At 42.5% G+C, this 26,098-nt stretch carries 31 protein-coding genes and 1 riboswitch; of the genes, 24 read left to right on the top strand and 7 right to left on the bottom strand.

Annotated features, from left to right (window positions below; genetic code table 11):
* Positions 1-22 precede the first annotated feature (22 nt).
* Positions 23-901 (bottom strand): TetR/AcrR family transcriptional regulator, encoded by an 879-nt coding sequence (locus MHH68_RS15065; protein ID WP_339163838.1) that lies wholly within the window; start codon positions 899-901, stop codon positions 23-25.
* Between the two features lie 192 nt (positions 902-1,093).
* Between MHH68_RS15065 and spxO the strand changes: the two genes are divergently transcribed.
* Positions 1,094-1,258, top strand: a complete 165-nt coding sequence (gene spxO / locus MHH68_RS15060; protein WP_003212782.1) for an anti-adapter protein SpxO — start codon at positions 1,094-1,096, stop codon at positions 1,256-1,258.
* A gap of 20 nt (positions 1,259-1,278) precedes the next feature.
* Here the strand turns inward: spxO and MHH68_RS15055 are convergent, their stop codons facing one another.
* Both MHH68_RS15055 and MHH68_RS15050 read right to left on the bottom strand, forming a co-directional pair.
* Positions 1,279-2,610 carry a HAMP domain-containing sensor histidine kinase gene (locus MHH68_RS15055; protein WP_306011175.1) on the bottom strand — a complete coding sequence of 444 codons (1,332 nt, stop codon included), beginning with the start codon at positions 2,608-2,610 and terminating at the stop codon, positions 1,279-1,281.
* Positions 2,607-3,284 carry a response regulator transcription factor gene (locus tag MHH68_RS15050; RefSeq protein WP_169055670.1) on the bottom strand — a complete coding sequence of 226 codons (678 nt, stop codon included), beginning with the start codon at positions 3,282-3,284 and terminating at the stop codon, positions 2,607-2,609. Before MHH68_RS15050 ends, MHH68_RS15055 begins: the two co-directional genes overlap by 4 nt.
* A 336-nt stretch (positions 3,285-3,620) precedes the next feature.
* Here MHH68_RS15050 and MHH68_RS15045 point away from each other — a divergent pair, with 336 nt between their 5' ends.
* Positions 3,621-4,991, top strand: coding sequence for a trypsin-like peptidase domain-containing protein (locus MHH68_RS15045; protein WP_339163833.1), 1,371 nt, complete (start codon positions 3,621-3,623; stop codon positions 4,989-4,991).
* A gap of 45 nt (positions 4,992-5,036) precedes the next feature.
* Here the strand turns inward: MHH68_RS15045 and MHH68_RS15040 are convergent, their stop codons facing one another.
* Entirely contained in the window at positions 5,037-5,882 is an 846-nt protein-coding gene (locus tag MHH68_RS15040; RefSeq protein WP_339163830.1) for an oxidoreductase, read from the bottom strand.
* Positions 5,883-5,993: 111 nt separating this feature from the next.
* On the opposite strand from MHH68_RS15040, the gene MHH68_RS15035 reads away from it, so the two are divergent.
* From MHH68_RS15035 to MHH68_RS15025, 3 genes are all read left to right on the top strand, one after another.
* Positions 5,994-6,440, top strand: coding sequence for a YusW family protein (locus tag MHH68_RS15035; RefSeq protein WP_186306811.1), 447 nt, complete (start codon positions 5,994-5,996; stop codon positions 6,438-6,440).
* 148 nt (positions 6,441-6,588) lie between these two features.
* Positions 6,589-7,419, top strand: a complete 831-nt coding sequence (locus MHH68_RS15030; RefSeq protein WP_003213584.1) for an ABC transporter ATP-binding protein — start codon at positions 6,589-6,591, stop codon at positions 7,417-7,419.
* Positions 7,420-7,493: 74 nt separating this feature from the next.
* A complete protein-coding gene (locus MHH68_RS15025) occupies positions 7,494-7,745 on the top strand; it encodes a YusU family protein (protein WP_339163828.1) in 252 nt (83 codons plus the stop codon).
* A 33-nt stretch (positions 7,746-7,778) separates the two neighbouring features.
* On the opposite strand, the gene MHH68_RS15020 is transcribed toward MHH68_RS15025, so the two are convergent.
* The 3 genes from MHH68_RS15020 to MHH68_RS15010 are packed head-to-tail and all read right to left on the bottom strand — an operon-like array spanning position 7,779 to position 8,553.
* Positions 7,779-8,126, bottom strand: coding sequence for a spore coat protein (locus MHH68_RS15020; RefSeq protein ID WP_339163825.1), 348 nt, complete (start codon positions 8,124-8,126; stop codon positions 7,779-7,781).
* Positions 8,127-8,137: 11 nt separating this feature from the next.
* Positions 8,138-8,371: a hypothetical protein gene (locus tag MHH68_RS15015; protein WP_223250686.1), complete on the bottom strand. Its 234-nt coding sequence runs from the start codon at positions 8,369-8,371 to the stop codon at positions 8,138-8,140.
* A 44-nt stretch (positions 8,372-8,415) separates the two neighbouring features.
* Positions 8,416-8,553 carry a YuzL family protein gene (locus MHH68_RS15010; RefSeq protein ID WP_003212904.1) on the bottom strand — a complete coding sequence of 46 codons (138 nt, stop codon included), beginning with the start codon at positions 8,551-8,553 and terminating at the stop codon, positions 8,416-8,418.
* A gap of 199 nt (positions 8,554-8,752) precedes the next feature.
* Between MHH68_RS15010 and MHH68_RS15005 the strand changes: the two genes are divergently transcribed.
* From MHH68_RS15005 to sufB, 19 genes are all read left to right on the top strand, one after another.
* Positions 8,753-11,140, top strand: coding sequence for a 3-hydroxyacyl-CoA dehydrogenase/enoyl-CoA hydratase family protein (locus MHH68_RS15005; protein ID WP_144461834.1), 2,388 nt, complete (start codon positions 8,753-8,755; stop codon positions 11,138-11,140).
* 12 nt (positions 11,141-11,152) lie between these two features.
* Positions 11,153-12,328, top strand: a complete 1,176-nt coding sequence (locus MHH68_RS15000) for an acetyl-CoA C-acetyltransferase (RefSeq protein ID WP_058013726.1) — start codon at positions 11,153-11,155, stop codon at positions 12,326-12,328.
* A gap of 14 nt (positions 12,329-12,342) precedes the next feature.
* Positions 12,343-14,124, top strand: a complete 1,782-nt coding sequence (locus tag MHH68_RS14995) for an acyl-CoA dehydrogenase family protein (RefSeq protein WP_339163823.1) — start codon at positions 12,343-12,345, stop codon at positions 14,122-14,124.
* Positions 14,125-14,433: 309 nt separating this feature from the next.
* A complete protein-coding gene (locus MHH68_RS14990; protein ID WP_061410268.1) occupies positions 14,434-14,790 on the top strand; it encodes an arsenate reductase family protein in 357 nt (118 codons plus the stop codon).
* A gap of 66 nt (positions 14,791-14,856) precedes the next feature.
* A complete protein-coding gene (gene gcvH / locus MHH68_RS14985) occupies positions 14,857-15,240 on the top strand; it encodes a glycine cleavage system protein GcvH (RefSeq protein ID WP_003213614.1) in 384 nt (127 codons plus the stop codon).
* A gap of 44 nt (positions 15,241-15,284) precedes the next feature.
* On the top strand, positions 15,285-15,521 hold the full coding sequence (locus tag MHH68_RS14980; protein ID WP_034659913.1) for a YusG family protein: 237 nt from the start codon (positions 15,285-15,287) through the stop codon (positions 15,519-15,521).
* A 127-nt stretch (positions 15,522-15,648) separates the two neighbouring features.
* Entirely contained in the window at positions 15,649-15,993 is a 345-nt protein-coding gene (locus tag MHH68_RS14975) for a toprim domain-containing protein (protein ID WP_058013901.1), read from the top strand.
* A 12-nt stretch (positions 15,994-16,005) separates the two neighbouring features.
* Positions 16,006-16,308 (top strand): thioredoxin family protein, encoded by a 303-nt coding sequence (locus MHH68_RS14970; protein ID WP_003213095.1) that lies wholly within the window; start codon positions 16,006-16,008, stop codon positions 16,306-16,308.
* Positions 16,309-16,428: 120 nt separating this feature from the next.
* Positions 16,429-16,773: an SCP2 sterol-binding domain-containing protein gene (locus MHH68_RS14965; RefSeq protein WP_058013728.1), complete on the top strand. Its 345-nt coding sequence runs from the start codon at positions 16,429-16,431 to the stop codon at positions 16,771-16,773.
* A gap of 102 nt (positions 16,774-16,875) precedes the next feature.
* Positions 16,876-16,984: riboswitch (SAM riboswitch) on the top strand.
* A gap of 154 nt (positions 16,985-17,138) precedes the next feature.
* Positions 17,139-18,164: a methionine ABC transporter ATP-binding protein gene (locus tag MHH68_RS14960; RefSeq protein WP_339165809.1), complete on the top strand. Its 1,026-nt coding sequence runs from the start codon at positions 17,139-17,141 to the stop codon at positions 18,162-18,164.
* Entirely contained in the window at positions 18,157-18,825 is a 669-nt protein-coding gene (locus MHH68_RS14955; protein WP_008347031.1) for a methionine ABC transporter permease, read from the top strand. The genes MHH68_RS14960 and MHH68_RS14955 overlap by 8 nt, the downstream gene beginning before the upstream one ends.
* 14 nt (positions 18,826-18,839) lie before the next feature.
* A complete protein-coding gene (metQ, locus tag MHH68_RS14950; RefSeq protein ID WP_058013730.1) occupies positions 18,840-19,661 on the top strand; it encodes a methionine ABC transporter substrate-binding lipoprotein MetQ in 822 nt (273 codons plus the stop codon).
* Between the two features lie 307 nt (positions 19,662-19,968).
* On the top strand, positions 19,969-20,337 hold the full coding sequence (locus tag MHH68_RS14945; protein WP_003212803.1) for a carboxymuconolactone decarboxylase family protein: 369 nt from the start codon (positions 19,969-19,971) through the stop codon (positions 20,335-20,337).
* Between the two features lie 215 nt (positions 20,338-20,552).
* Positions 20,553-20,690, top strand: coding sequence for a hypothetical protein (locus tag MHH68_RS14940; RefSeq protein ID WP_339163821.1), 138 nt, complete (start codon positions 20,553-20,555; stop codon positions 20,688-20,690).
* A 210-nt stretch (positions 20,691-20,900) separates the two neighbouring features.
* Complete coding sequence (gene sufC, locus MHH68_RS14935) at positions 20,901-21,686, top strand: Fe-S cluster assembly ATPase SufC (protein WP_003213654.1); 786 nt, start codon at positions 20,901-20,903, stop codon at positions 21,684-21,686.
* Positions 21,687-21,704: 18 nt separating this feature from the next.
* Positions 21,705-23,018 (top strand): Fe-S cluster assembly protein SufD, encoded by a 1,314-nt coding sequence (gene sufD, locus MHH68_RS14930; RefSeq protein ID WP_058013731.1) that lies wholly within the window; start codon positions 21,705-21,707, stop codon positions 23,016-23,018.
* Positions 23,018-24,238 (top strand): cysteine desulfurase, encoded by a 1,221-nt coding sequence (locus MHH68_RS14925; protein ID WP_339163818.1) that lies wholly within the window; start codon positions 23,018-23,020, stop codon positions 24,236-24,238. Before sufD ends, MHH68_RS14925 begins: the two co-directional genes overlap by 1 nt.
* Positions 24,228-24,674, top strand: a complete 447-nt coding sequence (gene sufU / locus MHH68_RS14920) for a Fe-S cluster assembly sulfur transfer protein SufU (protein WP_323639290.1) — start codon at positions 24,228-24,230, stop codon at positions 24,672-24,674. The genes MHH68_RS14925 and sufU overlap by 11 nt, the downstream gene beginning before the upstream one ends.
* 17 nt (positions 24,675-24,691) lie before the next feature.
* Entirely contained in the window at positions 24,692-26,089 is a 1,398-nt protein-coding gene (gene sufB, locus MHH68_RS14915; RefSeq protein ID WP_058013733.1) for a Fe-S cluster assembly protein SufB, read from the top strand.
* Positions 26,090-26,098: the final 9 nt, after the last annotated feature.

The following is a 26,098-nucleotide window of genomic DNA, read 5'->3' as shown; positions in this document are numbered from 1 at the left end:
AACCCAAGGAATGCCTTGGGTTCTACAAATGGTCCTCTTTCAAAATACGCAAAAGTGATTCGGAGTGGGTTTGGAGTGGTGTGTATAATTTTAATTGAAGCAGCATGCCTTTCACGATGACTTGTCTAGGTTTCTGTTTGTTTAATTCATTTTCTAAAATGCCAAGTGCTTCGAATAAATCAGGCTCGTTTTTCACTTCATAGTGTGCCTCAGCCTGCTCTCTTAGTTCTTTTAAAAGAGATTCTGTCAGTGGGTCGAATGACCGTTCATAAATAGGACCAAACCAATCGCTCGCTTGATCTACAGAGATGAGCGGAAGATCATGTCGCTTCATCATACCGCCCATCAAATCATCAATACGGTGAATCATCGTTGCGGCTAGCTCCTCAGCCTCCAGCTGAAAATCATATAAAATCGCAAGCTCGAAATATACGTGGCTCATGCCCTCAATCGTCAAACAAAGATCAGCCATATATGGAATCGCTGCATCTCCATATACCTGTTTAATGTTATCAATGTGAAGCTGAATGGTGGCAAGTCTGATTTGTTTTGCGAGCTGCTGCGTATCTTCATTCATTGGCAATGCTCGATCACTTAGCTGCATTTTAATAAAATCCTTTTGCTGCAAAATATTATCGTAGTAGACAGTGAGCTGTTTACGGTAGGCTTCCTTTGGTGTGCCGCCCTCTGTTTGAACCTCATGAATCCGGGTAAATACCTTATCATAATAGTAATGTAAGATTGAAATGAGCAGTGCTTCCTTTGATTTAAAATAAAGATAAAAAGCACCCTTTGACATGTGGCATTCATCCGCAATTTCCTGAACAGACGTTGTATTGTAGCCTTTGCTGGCAAACAATTTCATACCAGCCTCAATGATCATTTTCTCTTTCTTTTTCAATATGATTGTCATCCTTTCTTACCGAGAGACAAATGTCTTAGGAAACGTGCGCAAAGAGATGTGACTTATCGGTCATAAACGACGAAAGTTTTCAAAAATTAATCAGATTGTAACTTGTTTTTTACAGTGTAATTCTTTATATTATAAAGTAAGGTGACCAACTGGTCAAAATATGTGAAAGGATGATGTTCCATGAGAGAAATCGATGATATGATAAGACGCTTGCGAACAAAAGGAATTCAAGTAGAAAAAGTCAAAATGCCGAAAGAGACAACCATTGAAAAGAAATGGATGTATCAAGCTGGCAAGAAAATTAAAGCCACATACCGTGATTTTAATGGGTATTCATTCATCTAAAAAAGACTGCGGTCAAAAACCTACAGTCTCTTCTTTGGAACCGTGATCGTATAACGTACACCTAGTTCATCATTTTCAATAGATATAGACGCTTGATGCATGGAGAGAATTTTTTTGACAATGCTTAATCCAATACCGAATTCGCCCTTTTTTCCCTTACTAAAAGGTTCGTATAGGTTGGATAGCATATGTTCTTCAATTGGAGGACCGTCATTACGAATGACAATGCGTATTTGATCCTCTTCCTGTTTCATATGAATATCAATTTTACTTTTTGCGTAGCGAAGTTGATTTTCTAGTACATTCTCAAATAATTTGCTCCATTGTTCTGGATCGCCTTCAAGAGCAGCCTCATCATCTAAGTCCACGTTCCACTGCAATTCATTTTTCGACCAGCGTATCCGGTCGACCACTTCCAGCATCGTATTACTGAGTAGGAAGGAAGCATGTGCAGGGTGTTGATTTGATAAATAATCAAGCTTTGTTAAGTACAGCAAATCCTTGATTTTCTTCTCAAGCTTTTCCGCTTCACCTTCAATGACTTCCACCGTTTGTTCAAGATCTCCCTTAGGAAAAATACCATCTTTAATCGACTGCGTATAGCCGCGGATGACCATGACAGGTGTCTTTAAGTCATGTGATATATTTTGCAAAAGAGTCCGTTCTGTTTCATCCTTTTGAATGAGTTTTTGTCTCATTTCTTCAATGGTGTGACCAAGCTTTCCGATCTCATCTTGCCGGTCAACGATGACAGGGTCGTCCCAGTCTTCTTGTGCAATCCGCTTCACGTGCTTTTCAAATGCAACGATTGGACGGGATAAGTAGCGGGCAAGCCAAATCGATGGAATCCAGCTTAATAAAATAACGGTGCCCAAGATAAAGATCAGCTGTTTAAACAGCGTAAAGGACAGGTCATCTCGATAAGAGTCTGGCGCATAAGACAAAAGAATATATTGTGTATTGCCTGTTGATACTTTTTTGATGACAAAAAAGATGTGCTGGCCATTCACCTCTTCAGAATAGCGTTTCGTTGCGCTTTTTTGTTTTTTCACAAAGGCTTGGATTTTCTCTATAAAAGCGTGCGGGAAAAACTGCGCCATTTGGTTTAATTCATCTGACGGAATCAGAATGTGCTGCACCGAGCGGTTTTCCGGTGTCGACTTTGGTGAGCCGTCTCGGTTCAACGGATATTCTGTGAGCACCTGTTGTTCATTTTCGATATTTTTATAAATTTCATTCGTGAAAAAGTTACGTAATGTATTGGAAAATAGGATGATCAGGACAATCGAGATGGTGAGTAAAATACCAGAGATGACGATCCAAATTTGAAAAGCGAGTGGTTTGTTCTTCATCCTTTTAGCATCCTATAGCCAAATCCATAGATGGTCTCGACCTTTAAGTCGGGCATTTTTTTGCGCAATCGTCTGACAAGGTCATCCACCACACGATCTGTCCCAAAGTAATCGTGTCCCCAAATTTTGACGAGAATATCTTCACGAGAAAAAGCATGTCCTTGATGATGTGTAAATAAAAGCAGCAAGTCAAATTCCTTAGAAGTTAAGTTAATAAGCTGATCTCCTTCATACACCTCTCTTACATTCTCATGAATGACATAAGAGGAAACGGGTGTAACACTTTGCTGCTGCGGAGTATCGCTGTTTTTATACACAAGCTCAAGCAGCTTTTGCACCCGAATGATCAGCTCGCGCGGGAGAAATGGTTTCGCAATATAATCACTGCTTCCCAGCTCTAAACCGAGGACACGATCAATATCAGCGTCGCGTGCTGAAATGAAAATGACCGGTACGTCAGGTGATGCGGCTTTGATTTCTTTAATCAGTGTGTAGCCATCTGTATCAGGCAGCATGATATCTAAAATCCATAGATGCGGCGGCTTATTCATTGCTTCGCGTGCCGCTTCTCCGGTTAAAAAAGAGGAGACATTCCAATTTTCACTTTCTAAATATTTGGTTAAAAGTTCGTTTAAGTTTTGTTCATCTTCCACTAAATAAATGGTGTACGACAAAGTCTTCCACATCCTCTCAACGTCATTATAACGGGATATAAAGGCGGCATGTCAACAATCTCATGCATTTTTCACAATTTCACATATTCTTCTCATTATTATCCCATAATGTTTGTTTATGATAAGCTCAAGGGAAAAAAGGGCATAGACAAAAGGCAGATCAATAGGTGCTTTTCACGAATGTGCGCACCTTGCTTTTTTTCTATGTATAAGTATTATATAATTTGACTTATTGTCATGTAGTATCTTCAATGATGTTGCCATTAAGAGGACATGAGTCCTATCTACACATATGAATCAAGCAAGTCATGAACATGATGTAAAGGAGTGTAAGCGATGGATTTTCGAAGAGAAGATGAAGAGAAGAAGTTGAATCAAGAAGAAGATGTACATCAAGAGAATGAGAAACAAATAGACGAACCTGAAAAAGAAAAGGAAGTCGTTTTTCAACCTCATGAAAACGAAGCTTCTGCCACTCATGAGAGTGTGACAAACCATTCTCCTCAAATGGGGGATGACCGTGCGTCGAAAAAGGAGAAAAAGCGGAAAGCAGCATGGCTCAGTCCGATCCTTGGCGGAATTATTGGCGGCGGCCTTGTGCTTGGCATTACACCGCTTTTGCCGCAGTCACAGGACACAGCAGCAAACAATCAAACGCAAACAGCGTCAAGTGAACCAGCGGCCTCTGAAAATTTCTCAACAAAACAAATCACCAATGCCACGAATGTTTCTGATATGGTAGAAGATTTAGAGCCAACCATTGTGGGAGTCTCAAACTATCAATCTACCCAAAATTCGTTTGGCCTTAGCGGTGATTCAACAGAAGCTGAAGCTGGAACGGGTTCTGGTGTCATCTTTAAAAAGGATGGGAAAAAAGCGTACATTATTACAAATAACCACGTAGTCGAGGGTGCCAATAAATTGAAGGTCACACTTTATGACGGAAAAACAAAAGACGCGAAGCTCGTAGGCAGTGACGTGATGACAGATTTAGCGGTTGTAGAAATCAATGCAGACGGCATTGATAAAGTGGCGAGCTTTGGTGATTCTTCTAAGCTTCGTGCTGGAGACAAAGTGATCGCAATTGGAAACCCGCTTGGTGCCCAGTTCTCTGGTACTGTAACAGAAGGGATTATTAGTGGTCTTGATCGTACAGTTGAAGCGAACACGTCATCTGGTACGGTGGAAATGAATGTACTGCAAACAGATGCAGCGATCAATCCAGGAAACAGCGGTGGACCGCTTATCAATACAGATGGTCAAGTCATCGGTATCAACAGCTTAAAAATTAGCGAAAGCGGTGTCGAATCACTCGGCTTTGCGATTCCAAGTAACGATGTCAAACCGATAGTAGATGAGCTGTTGAAAAACGGAAAGGTTGAACGTCCTTACCTTGGCGTACAAATGATTGATCTTGAGCAAGTGCCTGAAACATATCAAGAAAATACGCTCGGCCTATTTGATAAACAAATCGGCAAAGGGATTTACGTAAAGGATGTATCAAAAGGATCACCTGCACAAAAAGCAGGCTTGAAGTCTGGAGATGTCATCATCAAGTTTAAAGGGAAAAACGTGGCGAACAGCTCTCAGCTGAAAGAAATTTTGTACAAAGAAACAAAAGTCGGCGATAAAACAACAATGACTGTCATTCGTGAAGGGAAAAACAAAAATCTAGACATTACCCTTGGACAGTCTGAAACTGAATAAATGAAAAAACAGGTGGACGTTAAAGGTCTACCTGTTTTTTTATGCTTATTTTTTTGAAGAGAGTGTACGTAATATGATCTTTTCCCACATGCTCCAAGGCAGAAGCTGCTTTGCGGTAAATGAAAGTCGCACTCCTTTCCCAATCGGATATCTCAGCTTTTTCAGCCGCTTCTTCTCAGCTAATCGAATCACAAGGTCTGCGACTTCACGCGGGTCCCCGTAGTTTGATTTCTGGGCATTGATATGAGCCATCATCTTTTGATAAATGTGTATGTATTTCGAGCCTTCCTCTGGCTGCAACATGTGCTCGTTCATAGACGTGTTCCAAATATTCGTTTGGAAAGAGCCTGGCTCGATCAAGGCTGCCTGTATACCGAACGAGGCTAGTTCAATGCGCAAGCTCTCTGTGTAGCCCTCTAAAGCAAACTTGGAAGATACATAAGGAGAAAGTGCGGGCATTCCCATTAATCCGCTGATGCTGCTCATATTGAATATCTTTGCACCATTTGTCATAAACGGAAGGACGGCTTGTGTCACTTCCATGACTCCGAAAACATTGACATCAAATTGCTGGCGGTACGTGTCAACAGGAACCTCTTCAGCAAAACCCGCATAGGCTGTTCCTGCATTGTTGACAAGCAGGGTAATAGGGGCGTAAGCATGTAGTTTTTTCTGAAATGCTTGAATCGACTGCGTGTCTGTCACATCTAATGCTTCAATATGTATCGCTTCGGATAACGAGACTTGCTCGATTTCTTCAGCAAGCTTTTTCGCATTGGCTTCCTGCCTGACGCCTGCAATCACTGTATAGCCTTGCTTGGCGAGACCTATCGTGATGAGCTTGCCAAAGCCGCTATTGGCACCAGATACAATGGCTGTCCTTTTCATCATCTCGTACCTCCTTTTTGTTTCAATTTACCATAGCCCGCTCTTTTATTGAATAACGAAAAGAAGGATGGAGAAGAATAAAAAGCGATGATAAGAAATAGGAGGAAGCACATGATGTGTTGGAAGAAGGCGGGACAAATAGGAGTGCTGCTTTTTATGCTGTCTGGCTGCCAATCAATCGAGCCGCTCCAGCAAACAAAGGAAGCAGAAGCAGAGAGTCTTTCAGCGGTTCAAATGAAGGAACTTCCATTTGAGCATCTCCACCTGCATGTTCAATACGGGCAGAAAAGCGAATTATACGAAGCCACCTATCGTCAGGCGAAAGGCAAAGAAGAAGCACTTATTCGTGATCATATGAACGGTGTCCGCTATGAAGGTGAAGAAGCATTACGGGAGATGAAGATGAAGCTAAATGATATGTCTATTCCTAGTGCGAAGATCAATGAAACGTATGTAAATGAGCTATTAGCTGCTTTTAATTTAGACGATGATTATCAGCGAATTCAGGTCGATATTAAGCTTGAAGATGGGACCAAACGTACATTCCAAAAGAAGAAGTAAAACGGAACTTTCTCATTTTTTAATTGAAAATGATTTTCAAGATCACTTAAATCTGATACACTAAATTGAGATAAGTGATCTTTTGCGTCTATATATAGACGATATTTCATATAAAAAATTTGCATGAGAAAAGGAGCGTTTGAGCGGAATGAGTGCCATTTCTACTGAAGGTTTAAGCTTAGGCTACGGAGAAACAATGATCATAGATGAACTAAATGTATCAATCCCTAAGGGTGAAATCACAGTATTTATTGGCAGCAATGGATGCGGTAAATCCACGCTACTTCGCTCTTTGGCCCGTCTCATGAAGCCAATGGGTGGTTCTGTCCTGCTTGAAGGTCATTCCATTGCCAAATTACCAACAAAGGAAGTAGCGAAACAGCTCGCCATTCTTCCGCAAGGACCAGAAGCGCCAGAAGGATTAACCGTGCATCAATTAGTGAAGCAAGGCAGATATCCTTATCAAAATTGGCTGAAGCAGTGGTCAAAGCAGGACGAGGAAGCAGTGAATCGTGCACTGAAGTCAACGAAGATGGAAGACCTTGCTGATCGAACGGTCGATTCATTATCAGGTGGACAAAGGCAGCGTGCATGGATTGCGATGACGTTAGCGCAGGAAACGGATATCATTTTGTTAGATGAGCCGACGACATATTTAGACATGACGCATCAAATTGAAATTCTCGACCTTCTGTTTGACTTAAATGAAAAAGAGCAGCGCACGATCGTCATGGTTCTTCATGACCTGAATCTCGCTTGTAGATATGCTCATCACCTTGTAGCGATTAAAGACAAGACGATTTATGCAGAAGGAAGACCAGAAACGGTCATTAATTGTGATCTTGTGAAAAATGTCTTTGATATGAACTGCCAAGTGACAACAGATCCTTTATTCGGAACGCCATTATGTATTCCGCATGGCAGAGGACGCTGTATTGTGCAGCAAGCGCAAGCGGAGACATTTCTCGCTGCAAGATAATCGTATGTCAAAAGCCTGACATCTGTTACGTACAGAGTCAGGCTTTTTTCTGAAAAAAGGAGCGGAAGATCAAAATGGGAAATGAACTAGACGAAAAGCTGGAAGGCTTGCTTGAGAAATATACAGAGCTGCTGCTCGGTGAATCAACAGACGAGCTGAAACAAGATGTGAAACAGTGGGTCATCTATTCTCATATTGCAAAAAGTATGCCGTCTCTAGCAAAGCACTTTAATGAAACGTATCCAGAGGCTAAGGAAGAAATCAAAGAAACCATTCAGCGGATCAAACAAATGAACGAAGCTCATCGATCCAATCAAGACCGTTAAAAAAACTGCCAGCTCCATACTGGCAGTTTTTCTTTATGACATCTGTGATGGTCCGTATGGAGATTGTTCTGTCAGTGTTTGCTGAAATTTCTGGTGTGCCTGCTGAAGCTTTTGCTGCTCAGCGGCTTCAACTGAATACCACCCATATCGGAACATGACATCATATAAATGTCTTTGTGTTTTCTGAGTTTCTAGCGCGATTCGCTGAATATCCTGATAAAGAGATTCATGACTGAATTCATTGAGCGCTGTGTTGTATCCGCTTGTCATATATTTTTCAGTCGACAAGAGATCTGTGACAAAATCACGATCATTCATGTTTGTTGTTGTGGGAACCGGGGTTTGAGGATTCTCGATTTTTTGTTGGTTTTGCTGTTCCATGTTTTTTCCTCCTATTGCATAAAGCCAGTAGACTGGCCTTGCCCTGAGCTGCCTAAATGCTGAAGAATTTGTGTGTAATGCTGATGGTGCATTTGGCCCACTTGATTTAATTCTTGTTTCAATGTTTGGTCCTGGCAATGCTCAGCCATAAAGTGAGCCTTTTTCATAGCGATCAAGTTCCAATTCAGCATATCCTCTAAGTACAAGGAATCCTTCACTGAAATGACTTGCGGGGGCATATTCATTTGCTGATTGTTCAAGGTGTGTTCCTCCTTACGATTTTGTTTCCTTACTGATTCTTTTTATATTGCTGATTTTGACTAGTCTTTTTGCCGCCTAGGTCTGCTTCCTGTGATGGACCTGCGTTTCCTTTTACACTTGCAGCACTTACGCCTGCTTTCGATGGGTTTTTCTTCAAACGAGACATGTGGACATCACCTCCATTCTTACAATGCCCTCTCGTCTTTAATTCATACGCCGCAAAGTAAGGCACATGAGAATGTGTAAATTTTTGAAATCCGTACTTGAACTGTTTCGGAAAATCTTTTAAGATAAAGAAAGAGGCATTGCTTTTTTTTGGACAAAAAATGAATGATTGTTCATTCAAAATGTTTAGGGGGATATTTATGGGCAAACATATTCGCAAGGCGGCTGTCATTGGTTCAGGTGTCATGGGCTCAGGCATTGCTGCGCATCTAGCCAATATCGGGATACCAGTAACATTGCTAGATATTGTGCCAAACGAACTGACAAAGGAAGAAACGGCAAAAAAGCGAACGCTTGATCACCCTAGTGTTCGGAATAGATTAAGTCAAGAAGCGATGAAAAAATTGTTAAAGCAAAAGCCAGCACCTCTTACTTCAGCAAAAAACCTTTCATACATCACACCAGGAAATCTCACAGATCACCTTTCCTTATTACAAGATGCTGACTGGATCATTGAAGTCGTCACTGAAAAGCTCAGCATCAAAAAGCACGTATTCTCGCTCATCGACGAACACCGCAAAGAAGGCAGCATCGTATCAAGTAACACATCGGGAATTTCGGTTGAAAAAATGGCAGAAGGCCGATCAGAGGATTTTAAACGCCACTTTTTAGGCACACATTTTTTTAACCCCGCTCGTTATTTAAAGCTTTTAGAAATCATTCCTATTCAAGAAACAGATCCAGAAGTACTCCAATTTATGAAAACGTTTGGCGAGGATGTACTTGGTAAAGGCGTCGTGGAAGCGAAAGATACGCCGAACTTTATTGCCAATCGTATTGGTACTTATGGACTCCTTGTGACAGTGCGTGAAATGCTTGAAAACAAATACACCATTGGAGAGGTGGATTCAGTCACAGGACCCCTCATTGGAAGACCGAAAAGTGCGACCTTCCGTACACTTGATGTCGTAGGACTCGACACGTTTTTCCATGTAGCCCGCAACGTATATGACCAAGTAGAAGGTAAAGAAAAAGATATTTTCCAGCTTCCTGAGTTTATTGAAAGAATGCTTGAAAAGGGATGGATTGGCAGCAAGGCAGGGCAAGGGTTTTATCAAAAGAATGGAAAGGCCATTTTAGAACTTGATCCTGTGACGCTCACATATGGAGAACGAACGAAGCTGAAAGATCCAGGCATTGAGATGGCGAAGCAGCAAAAGGGAACGAAAGCGAAATTGAAAGCGCTTATTTATCAAGATGGGCGTGCAGGACAATTGCTCTGGAACATGACGGCACCTGTGCTCCTTTATTCGGCTCAGTTAACAGGCGAAATTGCGGATGACATTCAGTCCATCGATAACGCAATGAAATGGGGGTTTGGCTGGCAGCACGGTCCATTTGAGCTATGGGATGCAATCGGTGTGAAAAAAGCAGTCGAGCGCATGGAAGCAGAAGGTCACAGCATCCCGCAGTGGGTGCAAGACATGCTTTCAGAAGGACACGATACATTCTATCAAGAGAATGCTGATGGAGAGCGTGCGTTTTATCATAATGGGACTTATGAACAGGAAAAAGGAAACGAAAAGAATATTTCCTTAGCGAGATTGAAAAAGAAGCACGGCGTTATTTTTAAAAATGCTGGTGCGAGCTTGATCGATATCGGTGATGATGTCGCCTTGCTCGAATTTCACTCCAAAAGCAATGCCATTGGACTAGATGTCATTGACATGATCAATCGCGCTGTCGATGAGGTGGAACAAAATTATAGAGGGCTTGTCATCGGAAACCAAGGCAAGAACTTCTGTGTTGGTGCCAACCTTGCTTTGATTTTAATGGAAGCTCAGGACGATAATTTCTTTGAAATTGACTTTGTGATCCGCCGCTTCCAGCAGGCAATGATGAAGGTGAAATATAGCGACCGTCCAATCGTTGCTGCACCGTTTGGTATGACACTCGGAGGCGGAACAGAGGTTTGTCTGCCGGCAGCAGCTATTCAGGCGTCGAGTGAAGCATACATGGGTCTTGTCGAAGCGGGAGTTGGACTGATTCCAGGCGGCGGTGGAAACAAAGAATTATACCTTCGCCATCTACAAGGATCAGCGAAGCCATCGCAGACCGCTATACAAGACGCCACGATGAAAACATTTGAAACAATTGCAATGGCGAAAGTATCCACTTCGGCAGAGGAAGCGCGGGATATGAACATGCTTCGCGCGAGTGACCGAATCAGTATGAACGGAGATCACTTGATCTATGATGCGAAACAACTTGTGCTCTCTCTTGATGAAGCGGGTTATCGTGCGCCGCTCAAGCAAAAGGTGCCCGTCATGGGCGAAACAGGCTATGCAGCAATGATATTGGCGGCTGAAAATATGAGATTGTCTGGATACATTTCAGAGCATGACATGACCATTGTTAAAAAATTAGCTCATGTTATTTCCGGCGGAAAACTGCCATTTGGAACAGAAGTAGAGGAGCAATACTTATTAGAGCTTGAAAGGGAAGCCTTTTTAAGTCTTGTAGGAGAAGTGAAATCACAAGCACGCATGCAGCACATGCTCGTCAAAGGAAAACCTTTACGTAACTAAGGGGGAGTCAAAATGAGAGAAGCAGTCATTGTCGCTGGCGCGAGAACACCAGTAGGGAAGGCGAAAAAAGGATCGTTAAAACATGTTCGACCTGATGATATGGGCGCATTGTGTGTAAAAGAAACATTAAAGCGTGCCGGTGATTACGACGGACAGATAGATGATTTGATTATCGGATGTGCAACACCAGAAGCAGAGCAGGGGTTAAATGTGGCTCGGAATATTGGAGCATTAGCAGGGCTTCCGTATACAGTCCCTGCCATCACCATTAACCGCTACTGCTCATCTGGTCTTCAGTCCATCGCTTATGCGGGTGAACGAATCATGCTCGGTCAGGCAGAAACAATCTTAGCTGGTGGCGTCGAATCGATGTCACAGGTGCCGATGATGGGTCACTCCATTCGTCCGAATGCTCATTTGGCAGAACAAGCGCCTGAATACTACATGAGCATGGGACACACGGCAGAGCAGGTGGCGCAAAAGTATCAGGTCACACGTCAAGATCAGGACGCCTTTGCGGTAAGAAGTCATCAAAAGGCAGCCAAAGCATTACAGGAAGGAAAGTTTTCAGATGAAATTGTCTCCGTTGATGTAACAGAGCGGCGGGTAGGAGAGCAATATCAATTAGAAGAACATCAATTCACGTTCTCACAGGATGAAGGCGTAAGAGCAGGGACAACGGAAGAGATTCTTTCCACTTTGCGTCCGGCTTTTTCAACAAAGGGCACGGTAACCGCAGGAAACTCTTCACAAACAAGTGACGGCGCTGCGTGTGTGATGATGATGGATCGTGAGAAAGCATCCTCACTTTCCCTTCAGCCACTCGCCAAGTTCCGGGCGTTTGCTGTTGGCGGTGTACCGCCTGAGGTGATGGGAATCGGTCCAATTGAAGCCATTCCGCGTGCGCTGAAAATCGCTGGACTTGAGCTGAAAGATATCGGGCTGTTTGAATTAAACGAAGCGTTTGCCTCTCAGGCCATTCAAGTCATTCGTCATTTAGGGATTGATGAAGAGAAAGTAAATGTGAATGGCGGGGCAATTGCGCTCGGACATCCGCTCGGCTGTACAGGAACGAAACTGACACTGTCACTTATTCATGAAATGAAACGTCGAAACGAGCAATTTGGTATCGTCACAATGTGTATCGGCGGGGGCATGGGAGCAGCAGGAATTTTTGAATTGATCTAAAGGGGGAAATCAGGATGAAAGCAATGGAAGAGGTAAAAAAGGGTGGAAGCTTCTTAATTGATGAGACGAATTATGAGCATATCTTTACACCAGAGGATTTCACTGATGAGCATCAAATGATTGGAAAGACAACAGAGGATTATATTTTACAAGACGTTGTTCCATATATAGATCAAATTGAAAAGCATGAATTTGAGCATTCTGTCAGGCTTCTCAAAAAGGCTGGAGAGCTTGGACTGCTAGGAGCTGACGTGCCTGAAGAATTCGGCGGGCTCGGATTAGATAAAATCAGTTCAGCCATTATTACCGAGAAATTCTCTAGAGCAGGGAGCTTCTCACTTTCCTATGGTGCCCATGTCGGCATTGGATCTTTGCCCATCGTACTGTTCGGAAATCAAGCGCAAAAGGAAACATACCTGCCAGGACTTGCTTCTGGAGAAACGATTGCGGCGTACGCCCTAACTGAGCCAGGATCAGGCTCTGACGCTCTTGGAGCAAAGACAACTGCGGTCTTAAATGAAGCCGGAACTCATTATGTGTTGAATGGGGAAAAACAATGGATCACAAACTCCGCATTTGCCGACGTCTTTGTCGTATATGCGAAAATTGATGGTGAACACTTCTCTGCTTTTATCGTAGAAAAGGATTTTCCTGGTGTCAAAACGGGACCTGAAGAGAAAAAGATGGGCATTAAAGGGTCCTCGACGAGAACGTTAATCCTTGAAGATGCTCAAGTGCCAAAAGAGAATTTACTAGGTGAGGCTGGCAGAGGTCATGTCATTGCCTTTAATATTTTAAATATCGGACGCTATAAGCTTGCTGTCGGGACAGTTGGCGCGTCAAAACGTGTCATTCAATTATCAGCAGAATACGCAAACCAGCGTAAGCAATTCCAAACGCCAATTTCTCGATTTAGCTTAATTGGTGAAAAAGTAGCCAACATGTCGGCAAAGCTCTATGCGATGGAAAGTGCTGTTTACCGCACAGTTGGATTATTTGAACAGCGCATGGGTCTATTAAGTGAAGAAGAGCAAAAGGACGGCAAACAAATTGCCCAGTCCATTGCAGAATATGCAATTGAATGCTCTCTTTGTAAAGTGCTTGGCTCTGAAACTTTAGACTATATTGCGGATGAGGGCGTGCAGATTCACGGCGGATATGGATTCATGCAAGAATACGAGGTCGAAAGAGCCTATCGTGACTCGCGGATTAACCGTATTTTTGAAGGGACAAACGAAATCAACCGTCTGCTTGTACCAGGCACATTCTTGAAGAAAGCGATGAAGGGAGAGCTTCCGCTTCTTCAAAAGGCGCAAACCTTACAGGAAGAGCTCATGATGATGATGCCGGAAGAGCCGGGTGATCAGCCGCTCGATCAAGAAAAATACTTGCTCACCCATGCGAAAAAGATCGCCTTAATGGTATCTGGAATGGCGGCGATGAAGTATGGAAAAGCATTAGACAAAGAGCAAGAGATTCTTGTGAACATAGCGGATATCGTCAATGAAATTTTTGCGGCTGAATCGGCGATTCTGCGTACTGAAAAGGCAATCGCTGCATCAGGGCTTGATAAGAATACTCAAAAGCTTGCTTACACACAAATTTTCACGCAGGAAGCCTTCTTAAAAATTGAAGCCCATGCAAAAGAATCCTTGATCGCGATGGAAGAAGGAGATGCACTCCGCATGAGTCTGTCAGCTCTTCGCAAACTGACAAGATTCACCCCGATTAATGTCATCGCCAAAAAGCGCGAAGTGGCGAAACGAATCTTTGAAGCAGAGAAATATATCGTATAAGACGGCTTAAAAGGTGCGGATATCACTCCGTACCTCAGATTGTTGACAAAGGGCTAAAATGATCTTTATTTTAGCCCTTTGTCTTCTTTTCAGCGTGATAGAAAACCTTTGAAGTCTAGGAAGGACGAGCACCGGAGCGGAGCGAATTTGACATTCGTGAGCACCGAAGCGCAGACCTGACACCGAATGCGAGGGTTTGTCTACACGCTGAGGTGCGGATATCATTCCGCACCTTTTTGTAAGCATACATTTAGGTTTTTAAAATATTTTGTGATAAAATGTTGTCACTATTTGCAGGAGGTGAAAATGGTGGCTTTAGATTTTTATGAATACCCATCTTGCAGTACATGCCGAAAAGCAAAAAAATGGCTGGAAGAACACAATAAAGACATCAACAGCATACATATCGTCGAAGAGACGCCTGATAAAGAAACATTAAAAGCCCTTTATGAAAAAAGCGGCTTAGAGCTGAAGAAATTCTTTAATACAAGCGGACAGAAATACCGAGAGCTGCAGCTGAAAGATCAACTTCCTGCAATGTCAGAGGACGAGCAGCTAGAATTACTCGCATCTAACGGAATGCTGATCAAGCGTCCGATTACAACAGACGGTAAACGAGTCACAGTTGGATTTAATGAAGATACATTTAAAAGCGTCTGGAAATGATGTAACTTTCATTCAGATTGTGGTATCTTCAATATAGATTGAAAGAAAAGACTGGAGGGGTATTGAATGAGCACACCAAAAGATTTACGTTATTCAGAAGAACATGAATGGGTCAAAGTAGAAGGAGATAAGGTGCGTATCGGTATTACGCATTTTGCTCAATCTGAGCTAGGCGATATCGTGTTCGTTGAGCTTCCTGAAGTAGGAGACAAAATTACAGCGGACGAGCCTTTCGGAAGTGTAGAATCAGTGAAAACAGTTTCTGAGCTTTACGCACCGATCAACGGCACAATCGTCGAAGTGAACGATGAGCTGGATGACAGCCCTGAATTCGTCAATGACTCTCCATACGAAAAAGCATGGATGATCGTGGTAGAGCCAGCTGATACATCTGAAATTGAGAACTTGATGACTGCTGAGCAATATGAAGAAATGACAAAAGAAGACTAATTCACGTGAAATTGGACACTCTACCTTTATGGGGGGTGTCCAATTTGTCTTTTCAAAAAGAACAGGTGGATATAACAGATCATGTCACTGGACGATTCAAAGAAAGCGGCATGGTGCTGTATCATCAAAATGAAGAGATTGGCACGATGATTAGTGAAAACCAATATGAGTTAAAATCAGGTTATTCCTATGATCAAAATCGTTTTTATCGTCTGACGGATACATTGACCCACGGGACAGAAAAATATGTAGACTGTGATGATGAAAATGGCTGGTGCTAATCACAGATAAGGCTGCAGTGAGCATAAGCTGCAGTCTTTTTAGTGCAAGCCCCAATCTTTACAACCTCGATGAAAGATTGTAATCTAAGGGAGAAGTGAACAACGTCAAAAGGGCCGGGTGATCGTGATGAATGTAGAGGTAGAAAAGGTCATCATTGTAGAAGGTAAAACAGACAAACAAAAGCTAAAAGAAGTCATAAGTGAACCTGTTACCATCATTTGCACCAATGGCACGATCAGTACATCGAAGCTGGATCAGCTCGTAGACGAATTATTGGGGAAAGACGTTTACATATTAGCAGACAGTGACGATGCAGGCGACAAACTGCGGAAGCAATTTCGAAAAGAATTCCCTGAAGCACTTCATCTTTTTGTCGACAGAACGTACCGCGAAGTGGCCGCTTCACCGTCAGCCCACATTGCATCTATCCTATTAGCTGCAAACATTGATGTTCATTCGAAATATGTATGAGGGTGGACGTATATGAAAGAGATTGAAGAACACGAATTCAAGGAGATAAAGGACGATTTATTTCTTTTATACTTATATACACCGTTTTGCGGGACATGTCAGCTGGCAAAGAAAATGCTGGCTGTCGTTGACACCATGCAGCCGGATGTACCATTTTACGAAAATAACTTAAACTACTCACCAGGCTTTGCGAAAGCTTTTGAGATCGAAAGCGTTCCTTGCTTTCTACTGTTTAAAAAAGGTGAGCTAGTGCAAAAAGGCTATGCCTTTCACTCTGTTCCATATCTTCACGAAATGATTGAAACCGCTAAATAAAGCGGTTTTTTGTCATATTTCAAGCAATTCATCTGAAAATTTGTCGAGTTATTTATAAAGGACAAGCCAATGTTTGTAGAGAAATGTTATGTATAACCAAATGACAGGGAGGTTATACATGTGGAAAAAGTGAAAACCCATGGTAACACAACAGGGCAGCGATTATTGCTAAAGCCGCTGCTCTCATCATCATCCTTGAAGATTACATTTGAGGCGGAAACTGACTCTTGTACATTGATTGTGGATGAGCGTGGTGAAGTGAAGAAACTACCTGCAATTGAGTTATCGGATCTCATCTTTTATGGTGAGAGAAAAGAAATACTTCAATTATTAGATGGAGATATGTCCTTACAGCAGTTAATTAGCAGGGGACAAGTGAAAGTAAAAGGGTCATTCCGTGCGCTCCTAAGACTAGAGGCGGTGCTTTGGCTGACGAACGGTTTTTTTCGAAAAATGATAACGTAGTCGTTTACTAGGAAATTAGCGATTTACAGCGTTGACATATCTCGGGTAGCATGATATTCTACGTTAGTAAAAACATGAACATCACATAAAACAACATATTTTCTCTTATTAAGAGAGGTGGAGGGACGTGCCCTATGAAACCCGGCAACCGTCAGCATAGCTGAAATTGGTGCCAATTCACTCAAAGCCGCAATGCTTTGAAAGATGAGAGAAAGGCGTATTGAACATAAAAGGCCTTTCTGCTTGCATTGCAGTTAGGTCTTTTTTACTGACCTCAAGCCAGGCGCGAAGCATGGCAGCAGGAAGAATAAATAATGTATGTGATGGCAACCTATAGATTCAGCAAGAAAGCAGGTGAACAGACTGTGATCCATTTACAGAATGTATCAAAAACGTATCATTCAAAAAGCGGAAATGTTGATGCCGTGAAAGACGTCAACTTGGATATTGGTAAAGGTGAAATATTCGGAATTATCGGGTATAGCGGTGCCGGGAAAAGCTCGCTTATTCGCCTATTAAACGGTCTGGAGCTGCCAACAACAGGAATTGTTGAAGTGGCAGGCAACCGGATCAATGAAGTATCGAATGCGAAACTTCGGATAGCAAGACAAGAAATCAGCATGATTTTCCAGCACTTTAACCTACTTTGGTCGAGAACGGTGAGACAAAATATTATGTTCCCGCTTGAGATCGCAGGTGTAAAGGCATCAAAACGAAGAGAACGTGCGAATGAACTGATTAAATTAGTCGGTTTAGAAGGAAAAGAAAATGCGTATCCGTCTCAGCTTAGCGGCGGACAAAAACAGCGTGTGGGGATTGCGAGAGCATTAGCAAATGATCCAAAGGTTCTTCTTTGTGACGAAGCAACATCAGCGCTAGATCCACAAACAACGGATTCTATCCTTGATCTTTTAGCAGATATCAATAAACGACTAGGGCTCACGATTGTGCTGATTACACACGAAATGCATGTCATTCGCAAAATTTGTCATCGCGTGGCAGTGATGGAGAACGGACGAATTGTCGAAGAAGGCGAGGTATTACGCGTCTTCAGACAGCCGAAGGAAGAAATGACGAAGCGATTCGTCCAGCAGCTTGCTGAACCAGAGGAAGCGAAAGAAACAATCGAGCACGTCTTAGAGCGTGTAAAAGAAGGTCAGGTCGTACGGTTGTCCTTTATTGGTGATTCTGCCGAGCAGCCGCTCATCACTGAAATCATTCGATCCTTCAAGGTCGATGTAAACATCCTACAAGGAAAGATTTCTCAAACGCAGGAAGGCGCGTTTGGAACACTCTTTATCCATATTAATGGAGAAGAGACTGAGGTAGAAAAAGCCATCGCCTATATCCAAAGCAAACAGGTTGAAATTGAGGTGATGACACATGTTTGAGAAATGGTTTCCGAACGTTGATTTAGAAGTCATTTGGAATGCAACGGGTGAAACGGTCTATATGACACTCATTTCATTGGCATTTGCCTTTGTGATCGGAATTATTCTTGGACTCCTGCTTTTCCTTACAGGAAAAGGCGGTCTTTGGGAAAATAAACCGATCAATGCTGTCATCGGGGCAGTCGTCAACATTTTCAGATCGATTCCTTTTATCATTTTAATTATTCTTTTATTAGGGTTCACGAAATTCTTAATGCATACAATTCTAGGTCCAAATGCAGCACTCCCTGCCCTTGTCATTGGTTCAGCTCCTTTCTACGCACGTCTTGTCGAAATTGCACTGCGTGAAGTTGACAAAGGAGTCATTGAAGCAGCACGATCAATGGGAGCGAAAACGTCGACCATCATTTTCAAAGTATTGCTGCCAGAATCATTGCCAGCCCTCATTTCAGGTATTACCGTAACTGCGATTGCTTTAATTGGCTCAACTGCGATTGCAGGTGCAATTGGAGCAGGCGGACTTGGTGACCTTGCCTATGTGGAAGGATACCAATCTGGTAATACCGATGTCACACTTGTTGCCACTGTGTTTATTCTCATCATCGTCTTTATTATTCAAATAATCGGTGATTTGATTACAAATAAAATTGATAAAAGATAAGGGAGGATTTATTCATGAAGAAATTGATTTTAAGTGCACTATTCCTAGCATTTGCAGGCATTTTAGCTGCGTGCGGTTCATCTAATAACGCAAGTGATAGCAAAACCATTACGGTTGCTGCTTCAAAAACACCACATGCCGAGATTCTTGAAGAAGCAAAACCACTTCTAAAAGAAAAAGGCTACGACCTCAAAGTGAAAGTGCTTAGCGATTACAAAATGTACAACAAAGCGTTATCTGAAAAAGAAGTGGATGCGAACTTTTTCCAACATATCCCTTACTTAAACGAAGAAAATAAATCAAACAAAGATTACAACCTAGTGAGTGCAGGTGCAGTTCACCTTGAGCCATTCGGTATCTACTCTAAGAAATACAAATCAGTAAAAGATATTCCAAACGGCGGCACGATCATCATGACAAACAACGTAGCTGAGCAAGGACGTATGCTTGCCCTATTACAAAATGCTGGTGTCATCAAACTTGATCCAAAGGTTGATACAATCAACGCTACTGTAAAGAACATCAAAGAAAATCCAAAGAACCTAAAGTTCAAAAAAATCGCTCCTGAACTAACAGCGAAAGCTTATGAAAACAGTGAAGGCGATGCTGTGTTTATCAACGTCAACTATGCGATCCAAAATAAATTGAATCCGAAAAACGATTCAATCGAACTTGAGCAAACAAAGAACAACCCATACGCAAACATCGTGGCGGTTCGCAAAGGTGAGGAAAAATCAGATAAGATCAAGACTTTAATGGAAGTTCTTCACTCTGATAAAATCAAAGAATTCATCGACAAAAAATATGACGGTGCTGTACTACCGGTATCTGAATAACCATGTGTTAACCTCGCTTTCATCGAAGCGAGGTTTCAGCGTGTAGACAAACCCTCGCATTCGGTGTCAGTCCTGCGTGCTGGTGCTCACGAATGTCGGATTCGCTCCGCTCCAGTACTCGTCCTTCCTACACTGCAAAGGTTTTCTATCACGCTGAAAGGAAGACAAAGGTCTAAAATTAAGTTCATTTTAGACCTTTGTCAACAATCTGTAACCTCGCTTTCGTCAAAGCGAGGTTTTTTTGTGTATTTTTTCAAATCTCGCTCATAATAAAAATGTACAAATGACCTGAAGGGATGGAATGAAGATGAATGAACAGCATATGAGCGGATCCATGCAGCAATCACTGACTGATTATAAAACCGCAATGGGTGAATTTCAGAAGAAAATGCCGGTGTTTGGGAAGAAATTCAATGAATTCACGGAGCAGTGCTTTCAGAGCGATTCATTAACGCAAAAGGAAAAACAAATGATTGCTCTTGGCATCAGTATTCATGCACAGGATGAATACTGCATGATTTATCATACAAAGGGGGCGCTCGATCAAGGCGCGACAGAGGAGAATTTGCTGGAGGTTGTCAGCGTGGCGGCAGCATTTGGCGGCGGGGCAGCACTGAGCCAAGGGATTACTGTCGTTCAGCAATGTATTGACGAATTTGGAGGACAGACGCATTAAGGGAAGGATAAGATGGTATTTATCCATCTCAGGGAGTTGAGTCGTTCTCAGCCTTTTGTGTGAGAAAATATGCCAGCATAGCGCGCTATATCCCTTTTGAGTGAAGCCGCATGTCTTTGATACAATAAAGCTACACTCAAAGAAGGGAATGGTTTATTATTTGTTCGGACCATAGTACACTGGGATTGGATTATACCGCCGAGATGGAAAAGGCCATGCATAAGGCTCATGGCATGAGCTATGCAGAGTACGAAAGAGACCATGACTTACGGATGAAAGTGGAATATAAACGAGAGCAGTCCTATCGAGATGAGAAAAGACAGCTTTCAAAAATGAATATACGAGGCTATTAAATAGCTTAGGGACGGGAGAACAGTTTCCCGTCCTTTCTTTATGAAAACAGTCTTTTCGACATAAATCCTTTTATCTACCGGCTTTTTTTGTTAGAATTTTGAGAGCATCCTCTCACGCTTATCGTGAATGTGTTGTATTCACTTTTAATTTGTTATAAAATTAGAATGAGAATAAATTGAGAATAATGATTATTTTGGAGGTATCGATATATGACTGCTTCGACATTAACAATTAAGGACTTGCACGTTGAGATTGAAGGGAAAGAAATCTTAAAGGGTGTAAACCTCGAGATAAAAGGTGGAGAATTCCACGCAGTAATGGGACCAAACGGTACAGGTAAATCAACTTTATCTGCTGCAATTATGGGTCACCCTAAATATGAAGTAACAAAAGGCAGCATTTTGCTTGATGGCGAAGATGTACTTGAAATGGAAGTAGATGAGCGCGCTCAAGCAGGTCTTTTCCTTGCAATGCAATACCCATCTGAAATTAGTGGTGTGACAAATGCGGACTTCCTTCGTTCTGCTATTAACGCTCGCAGAGAAGAAGGCGATGAAATCTCTCTCATGAAATTTATCCGCAAAATGGACGAAAACATGGAGTTCCTTGAAATGGACCCAGACATGGCGCAGCGCTACCTAAACGAAGGTTTCTCAGGCGGGGAGAAAAAACGCAACGAAATTCTTCAATTAATGATGATTGAACCAAAAATCGCCATTCTTGACGAAATCGATTCTGGTCTTGATATCGATGCGTTGAAAGTGGTTTCTAAAGGAATTAACAGAATGCGCGGCGAAAGCTTCGGCTGCTTAATGATCACTCACTATCAGCGTCTACTGAACTACATCACACCAGATCATGTTCATGTCATGATGCAAGGACGTATCGTGAAATCTGGCGGACCAGAGCTTGCACAGCGTCTAGAAGCAGAAGGCTATGACTGGATTAAAAAAGAGTTAGGAATTGAAGACGAAACTGTTGGTCAAGAAGCGTAAGCGTTAGGAGGATTATTGATGACATTAGAAACGAAATTATCAGTAGATCAAGATTATGTCAAAAGCTTCTCCGAGAAGCATCAGGAACCGGCATGGATGAGTTCCCTTCGCTTACAGGCTCTTGAAAAAGCAGAAGACCTTCCAATGCCAAAGCCTGACAAAACGAATATTTCTAAATGGAATTTAACCAATTTCAAACAGCATACAGTCGAAAGTGCGCCATTTGGATCATTAGAAGAGCTTCCTGAAGAAGTGAAATCTCTCATTGATTTAGAGGACACGGATAAGACAGTCTATATTCAGCGTGATCAAACGCCAGCCTACTTGTCTCTTTCAACAGAAGCGAAAGACAAAGGCGTGATCTTCACTGATCTTCATACAGCGCTTCGCGAACATGGTGATCTAGTGAAGAAATACTTCATGACGGATGCAGTGAAAGTAGATGAGCATAAACTAACAGCTTTACATGCTGCTTTAGTGAATGGCGGAGCTTTCCTCTATGTACCGAAAAATGTAGAACTTGAAGCGCCAATTCAAGCCGTCTACCTGCATGAAAATGACGACACGACTTTGTTCAACCATGTTATCGTCGTAGCAGACGATCATAGTGCAGTGACATATGTAGAAAACTACATCAGTACAGCAAAACCTGAAGAAGCAATCTTCAATATCGTGTCCGAAGTGTTCACGGGTGCTAATGCTCGCGTTACTTACGGCGCAGTAGACAACCTTTCTGAAGGTGTCACAGTCTATGTGAATAGACGCGGTATGGCAAGTGGCCGTGACAGTAAAATCGAATGGGCGCTTGGCTTGATGAATGATGGAGACGTCGTGTCTGAAAACATCACAAAGCTTATGGGCGACGGTACATTTGGTGATACAAAATCAGTTGTTGTCGGCCGCGGGAATCAAACGGAAAACTTTACAACAAGCATCATTCACTTCGGTAAAAACTCTGAAGGGTATATCTTGAAGCATGGTGTGATGAAGGATCAAGCATCCTCTATCTTTAACGGAATTGGTAAAATCGAGCATGGCGCAACGAAGTCAAATGCCGAGCAGGAATCACGTGTTCTCATGCTGAGTGAGAAAGCACGCGGTGATGCAAACCCAATTCTATTAATTGATGAAGATGATGTAACAGCAGGGCACGCTGCTTCTGTTGGGCGTGTTGATCCAATTCAACTCTATTACCTCATGAGCCGTGGGATTTCCAAAGAAGATGCAGAAAGACTTGTCATTTATGGCTTCTTAAATCCAGTCGTCAAAGAACTGCCGATTGAAGGAGTTAAAAAGCAGCTCGTTTCTGTGATTGAAAGGAAAGTAAAATAATGAATATCAAAGACGTTCGTGAGCAGTTTCCAATCCTTCATCAGCAAGTGAACGGACATGATTTGGTGTATTTGGACAGTGCAGCGACATCTCAAAAACCACGAGTTGTCATTGATGTAATGAATGAGTATTACCGGTCTTACAACTCGAACGTCCACCGGGGTGTTCATACCCTTGGCACAAAAGCAACGGACGCATACGAGGGTGCAAGAGAGAAAGTTCGTGCATTCATCCGTGCTTCATCTGTCCAGGAGATTATTTTTACTAGAGGTACAACAACTGCACTAAACACAGTGGCGATCAGCTATGCTAGAGCAAACCTCAAAGAAGGCGATGAGATTGTCATTACGCACATGGAGCACCATGCGAATATCATCCCTTGGCAGCAAGCAGCAAAAGCAACTGGCGCCACATTGAAATACATTCCGTTACAGGAAGACGGCACGCTATCGCTTGAAGATGTGAAGCAAACGATCACACATCAAACGAAAATCGTCGCTGTCACACATGTCTCAAACGTATTAGGAACCATCAACCCGATTAAAGAAATCGCAAAGATTGCCCACGATCACGGTGCTATTATCGTTGTCGATGGTGCGCAGAGCACACCGCATATGCAAATTGATGTTCAGGATCTAGATTGTGACTTTTTCGCATTCTCTGGACATAAAATGTGTGGACCGACTGGCATTGGTGTACTTTACGGGAAGAAGGACCTTTTGAATAATATGGAGCCTGCTGAGTTTGGCGGTGAAATGATCGACTTTGTGGATCTGTATGATTCTACTTGGAAAGAGCTTCCGTGGAAATTTGAAGCGGGAACACCGATTATTGCCGGAGCAATTGGACTCGGAAAAGCCATTGATTTCTTAAATGACATTGGTATGCAGGAAGTCAGCCGTTACGAGCATCAGCTTGCCACTTATGCACTTGAGCGCTTCAAAGAGCTTGACGGTGCGACTGTTTATGGACCGCAGCACCGAGCTGGGCTTGTGACGTTTAACTTAGATGACGTCCATCCGCATGATGCGTCTACTGTTCTAGATACGGAAGGTGTCGCCATTCGTGCTGGACACCACTGTGCACAGCCGCTCATGAAATGGCTTGGTGTATCAGCGACTGCAAGAGCAAGCTTTTATCTGTATAATACAGAAGAAGAGATTGACCAACTTATTGCAGCGCTCCGTAAGACAAAGGAGTATTTTACGAATGTCTTTTAATGTAAACTTAGACACACTGTACAGACAAGTGATTATGGATCATTATAAAAATCCGAGAAACAAAGGTGTGTTAAACGACAGCATTGTCGTCGATATGAACAACCCAACGTGTGGTGACCGCATTCGTCTCACGATGAAAATCGAAAACGAAAAAGTCACCGATGCGAAATTTGAAGGAGAAGGATGCTCGATTTCAATGGCATCTGCCTCTATGATGACGCAGGCGATTAAAGGGAAAGATATTGAAACAGCTTTGAAAATGTCTCAGATTTTCTCCGATATGATGCTAGGAAAAGAATACGACGATTCCATTGATCTTGGTGACATTGAGGCGCTGCAGGGAGTAGCAAAATTCCCTGCCCGTATCAAATGTGCAACATTATCTTGGAAGGCGCTTGAAAAAGGCGCATCTGCCGAAGATAACGGCAAATCATAAGATTGGAGTGAAAATGGATGGCTAAAAAAATGCCAGATGTTGGTGAATATAAATACGGCTTTTCTGATAAAGACGTTTCCATTTTCCGTTCAGAGCGCGGACTGACAAAAGAGATCGTTGAAGAAATTTCTCGTATGAAAGAAGAGCCTCAATGGATGCTCGACTTTCGATTGAAATCTCTTGAGCACTTTTACAACATGCCGATGCCACAATGGGGCGGAGATTTAAATGCATTAAACTTTGATGAAATTACGTACTACGTAAAGCCATCAGAGCGCTCTGAGCGTTCTTGGGATGAAGTACCAGAAGAAATCAAACAAACCTTTGATAAGCTTGGGATCCCAGAAGCAGAGCAAAAGTACTTAGCAGGTGTATCTGCTCAGTATGAATCTGAAGTTGTGTATCACAACATGAAGCAAGACCTTGAAGATCTAGGCATTGTGTTTAAAGATACAGACAGCGCATTAAAAGAAAACGAAGACATCTTCCGTGAGCACTGGGCAAAGGTCATTCCTCCGACTGACAACAAATTTGCTGCGCTTAACTCGGCTGTATGGTCTGGTGGTTCATTTATCTACGTACCAAAAGGGATAAAAGTAGATACTCCACTTCAAGCATACTTCCGTATCAACTCTGAAAACATGGGTCAGTTCGAGCGTACACTGATTATCGTTGATGAAGGCGCACATGTGCATTACGTAGAAGGCTGTACAGCTCCAGTTTACACAACAAACTCACTTCACAGTGCGGTTGTTGAAATCATCGTGAAAAAAGGCGGCTACTGTCGTTATACAACGATTCAAAACTGGGCAAACAACGTCTTCAACCTTGTGACGAAACGTACAGTATGTGAAGAAAATGCAACGATGGAATGGATTGATGGAAACATCGGTTCTAAGCTGACAATGAAATACCCAGCGGTCATCCTAAAAGGTGAAGGCGCTCGTGGGATGACATTAAGTATTGCCCTAGCAGGTAAAGGTCAGCACCAAGATGCAGGTGCGAAAATGATTCACCTTGCACCAAACACTTCTTCAACGATCGTATCGAAATCAATTTCGAAACAAGGCGGTAAAGTCACATACCGTGGAATCGTTCATTTCGGACGTAAAGCAGAGGGTGCACGCTCAAACATCGAGTGTGACACACTCATCATGGATAACAAATCAACATCTGATACGATTCCTTACAATGAAATCCTAAACGACAACATTTCATTAGAGCACGAAGCGAAGGTATCAAAAGTATCAGAAGAGCAGCTATTCTACTTGATGAGCCGCGGAATTTCTGAAGAAGAAGCAACAGAAATGATCGTCATGGGCTTCATCGAGCCATTCACAAAAGAACTACCAATGGAATACGCCGTTGAAATGAACCGTTTGATTAAGTTTGAGATGGAAGGTAGTATAGGTTAACCGTTGATA

Origin of the sequence: Bacillus sp. FSL K6-2841, assembly GCF_037976435.1 — a bacterium.
Lineage (GTDB): Bacteria > Bacillota > Bacilli > Bacillales > Bacillaceae > Bacillus > Bacillus pumilus.
Note: the sequence above shows the minus strand (reverse complement) of the source record. Positions and strands in the feature narration are given on the sequence as shown.